Source organism: Actinomycetota bacterium (assembly GCA_036280995.1).
GTDB lineage: Bacteria > Actinomycetota > CALGFH01 > CALGFH01 > CALGFH01 > CALGFH01.
The window spans coordinates 1-2043 of record DASUPQ010000404.1 but is presented as its reverse complement, the minus strand read 5'-3'; the positions used below and the strand labels follow the sequence as shown (position 1 = coordinate 2043).

General features: G+C 69.9%; 3 protein-coding genes. 2 read left to right on the top strand and 1 reads right to left on the bottom strand.

The window, feature by feature from the left end:
• Together VF468_13415 and VF468_13410 are read left to right on the top strand one after the other, a co-directional pair.
• On the top strand, positions 1-243 hold a 243-nt coding region (locus VF468_13415; GenBank protein HEX5879294.1), incomplete at its 5' end, for a hypothetical protein.
• Between the two features lie 87 nt (positions 244-330).
• Positions 331-1704, top strand: coding sequence for an IS701 family transposase (locus tag VF468_13410; protein HEX5879293.1), 1374 nt, complete (start codon positions 331-333; stop codon positions 1702-1704).
• A 214-nt stretch (positions 1705-1918) separates the two neighbouring features.
• Here VF468_13410 and VF468_13405 read toward each other — a convergent pair.
• On the bottom strand, positions 1919-2043 hold a 125-nt coding region (locus VF468_13405; protein ID HEX5879292.1), incomplete at its 5' end, for an alpha/beta hydrolase.

Sequence of the window (2043 nt, the reverse complement as noted above, 5' to 3'; positions counted from 1 at the left end):
GGTGGGGTTCGCCAGTGGATCGAGGCGATCATCGACACCCTCAAAGACCAGCTCAGCCTGGAGCGCCACGGCGCCCACACCATCCAGGGCGCCTGGGTCCGGGTCGCCCAGCGGCTGCTGGCCCTGGCCGCCGCGGTCTGGTTCAACTGGCAGCTGGGCGCCCCGGTCAAGCGCTCGCTGGTCGCCTACGACCACGAACGCCACCCACCAATCGACATCAGTGTTCTAGCAGTACTCCGTTAGGTCTTGTGGGCATGCCGCTCTGAGGTGTACCCCTTTGAAGCGATAGACCCAGCCGAAAGGAGCGCGCCACCGCGCTGGTGGGACACCGTGACACCCACACAACTTCGCCGCATCCGCACCCGCCTGACCACCTTCGCCGAGGACCTGTTCCAGTCTTTCCCCCGCAAGGATCAGCGCCGCTGGGGCCACAGCTACCTGCGCGGGCTGCTGTTGGACGGCAGGCGCAAGTCGGTCCAGCCGATGGCCGCTCGGCTGGCCCGCGGTGACCCTGACGCGGATGCCGACGCGCTGGAGCAGGCGCTGCAGCAGTTCGTCAACCAGAGCCCCTGGGACCCGGTGCCGGTGCGTCGCCGGCTCGCCGAGCGCATGACCGCCGCCATCGGGCCGGCCGCGTGGGTGATCGATGACACCGGCTTCCCCAAGTTCGGCCGCCACTCGGTAGGGGTCGCACCGCAGTACTGCGGGGCGCTGGGCAAGGTGGCCAACTGCCAGGTCGGCGTGAGCGTGCACGCGGTCACCGACCAGGCCAGCTGCCCGCTGGACTGGCAGCTGTTCTTGCCCGAGGAGTGGGACGCTGACCTCCAGCGGCGCCGCAAGGCCCACGTGCCCGCCGACCAGCGCCACCGGCCCAAGTGGCAGCTGGCGCTGGCATTGCTCGACGAGCTGGTCGCCTGGGGCCTTGCCCCGCCGGTGGTGCTGGCCGACGCCGCCTACGGCGAGGTCGGCGAGTTCCGGCTCGGCCTGGAGCAGCGCGGGTTGGTCTACGTGGTGCAGGTCCCGGGCACGCTCAGCGCCTATCCCGAGGATGTCGTGCCTGAGCTGGCGGCGTACGCGGGACGCGGGCGGCGGCCGGTGCCCCGCTACCGCCAGCACCGCTCGTCGCTGCGGCAGCTGGTGCTGGCCGCCAGCGCGCAGGCGGCCACGACGGTCACCTGGCGCGAAGGCGCCGACGGCGAGCAGCTGGCCTCGCGGTTTGCCGCCCTGCGGGTGCGGCCGGCCGGGGTCAAGCTGCGCCGTGCCACCCAAGGCGGCCAGCTGGCGGTGCGCTGGCTGGTGGCCGAGTGGCCTGCGGGCGAGCCCGAGCCGGTCAAGTACTGGCTCGCGAACTTGCCCGAGACCACCCCCCTTGAGCAGCTGGTGGGTCTGGCCAAGCTGCGCTGGCGAGTGGAACACGACTATCGCGAGCTGAAGGACGCGCTCGGGCTGGACCATTTCGAGGGGCGCTCCTGGCTGGGCTGGCACCACCATGTGACCTTGGTGTCGGTCGCGCACGCCTTCGTCACCTTGGAGCGGCTGGACCCAAAGCCCGTGCGTCGGCCTGACCACCTTCCAGGCATTGCGCGAGCTGCAATTCCTGGTCGCCTGTTGGGCCGGCACGTGTCCCCTCTGCCAGCGCACCCTGCCCCGCTCGACCCCATGGCTGCACCCAGCAGCCCACCCAACCTAACGGAGTACTGCTAGCGCCTGATTGCGCTAGCCGCAGGTCGCCCAGGTCACGGACGAACGTCAGGGCCGCAATATCCTGGAGTAGTAAATGACTGCTGCTGTGTCGGCGTTACAACCACCCAGTGGCCCCCGTCCTTACCCATGGATCGGCGGCCGAGCGCCGTGCTAAGCCTTGTTCTCGCAGGTCGCGGGGCAGCGTAAGTGGCGCAGTTATGTGCTCGGTTAGCTTTCAGCCCCGTGCCTCAACTTCCCGCCAGAAGGCGTCGACGCGGGCGTTCCACTGGTCCGGGACCTCCTGGAAGGGCTGGTGGGCCTCGTCCTCCATGACCTCGAACCGGGCGCGCCGGGGATCAG